Source organism: Psychroflexus sp. MES1-P1E (genome assembly GCF_002836055.1).
Lineage (GTDB): Bacteria > Bacteroidota > Bacteroidia > Flavobacteriales > Flavobacteriaceae > Psychroflexus.
The window spans coordinates 1-266 of record NZ_PJBS01000063.1 but is presented as its reverse complement, the minus strand read 5'-3'; the positions used below and the strand labels follow the sequence as shown (position 1 = coordinate 266).

The window sequence follows — 266 nt, the reverse complement described above, 5'->3', positions numbered from 1 at the left end:
TGGCAAATCGTTTTTAATTCCAGTAAAGAACTAATTGTCAATTCGGATTCAAAATTTTCTTTAAATACGACAAATATTCTTTTCTGTTTTTCGATACTCGCTAAATAGTAACGATTAGCTAAATAACTCCTCAAATCTTTCAACCAATCATTTTTCGGATAGTTTATTAAGATAATGACAGAATTTTGATAATTATATTTTTCAGCGTAAATATTTATATGGAAAATATCCTTAAAAATTTCGGTTTTCGAGGAACTGGGATTTGT

1 protein-coding gene is annotated in these 266 nt (G+C 27.1%); it reads right to left on the bottom strand.

Annotation, left to right across the window (positions count from 1 at the left end):
* Positions 1 to 266: hypothetical protein (locus CXF67_RS18405; protein ID WP_219621000.1), on the bottom strand; the 266-nt coding region annotated here is incomplete at both ends.